At 68.1% G+C, this 574-nt stretch carries 1 protein-coding gene; it reads left to right on the top strand.

What is annotated here, in order from left to right; all coding sequences use genetic code 11:
- Positions 1-48: 48 nt before the first annotated feature.
- Positions 49-574, top strand: a 526-nt coding sequence (locus tag AC1DWF_RS37040) for a PAS domain S-box protein (RefSeq protein WP_476843407.1), incomplete at its 3' end; no start/stop codon positions are given.

Genomic DNA, 574 nt, shown 5'->3' with positions numbered 1-574 from the left:
CTCTATACGCTGTCCGGCGCCCCACGCTCGGCCTTCGAGAATTTCCCGATGCCGCGCAACACCGAGATCTTCGCGCCGACCTTCGACGGAACCGGCATCCTCCGCGCCGACGACATCCGGCAGGATCCGCGCTTCGGGAAGAACGAGCCCTATTTCGGCATGCCCAAGGGCCACCTGCCGGTGGTGAGCTATCTGGCCGTGCCCGTCATCTCGCGCACGGGCGAGGTGCTGGGCGGCATCTTCATCGCTCACGACGAGCCGGGCGTCTTCGACGAGGAAGCCGAGCAGACGGTTGCGGCCATCGCGGCCCATGCGGCCATCGCCATCGACAATACCCGGCTGATCGAGGCCGCGCGCGGCGGGGTGGAGGCGGCGCGCCAGGTGCAGGAGGCCAATGCCCGGCTCGCCGCCATCGTCGAGAGCTCGGACGACGCCATCCTCAGCAAGTCTCTGGAGGGCGTCATCTCCAGCTGGAATGCCAGTGCCGAACGGCTCTTCGGCTTCACGGCGGCCGAGGCCGTGGGTCGGCACATCAGCATCCTCATCCCCGACGATCGCCTGCACGAGGAGGAGG

This window comes from Aminobacter sp. P4_D5, from assembly GCF_056401815.1.
This window is presented reverse-complemented; position numbering and strand designations above follow the sequence as displayed.